Annotated in this window: 1 protein-coding gene; it reads left to right on the top strand. The window is 59.4% G+C overall.

Annotated features, from left to right (window positions below; genetic code table 11):
• Nucleotides 1–463: FAD-dependent oxidoreductase (locus tag ACT3TS_RS19760; protein WP_444533228.1), on the top strand; the 463-nt coding region annotated here is incomplete at both ends.

Below are 463 nucleotides of genomic sequence, written 5' to 3'. Positions count from 1 at the left end.
AGAATTCCTGTGGCGCAACCCGGACCCCAAGAAGTCATACGACGCCGTGATTGTTGGCGGTGGTGGCCATGGATTGGCGACAGCCTACTTCCTGGCCAAGAACCATGGCATGACCAACATTGCCATTCTGGAAAAGGGGTGGCTGGCCGGCGGCAACATGGCCCGCAACACCACCATCATCCGTTCCAACTACCTGTGGGATGAAAGTGCGGCCATTTACGAGCACTCCCTCAAGCTGTGGGAGATCCTGCCCGAGGAACTTGAATACGACTTCCTGTTCAGCCAGCGCGGGGTCATGAACCTGGCCCACACGCTTGGCGACGTGCGTGAAAGCATGCGCCGGGTCGGGGCCAACCAGCTCAACGGAGTCGACGCCGAATGGCTGGACCCCAAGCAGGTGAAGGAACTCTGCCCGATCCTGAATATCAACGACAACATCCGCTACCCCGTCATGGGCGCCACT

Source organism: Specibacter sp. AOP5-B1-6 (assembly GCF_052376555.1).
GTDB lineage: Bacteria > Actinomycetota > Actinomycetes > Actinomycetales > Micrococcaceae > Specibacter.
The sequence above is the reverse complement of the archived record's forward strand: the minus strand, read 5'-3'. Positions and strand labels throughout refer to the sequence as shown.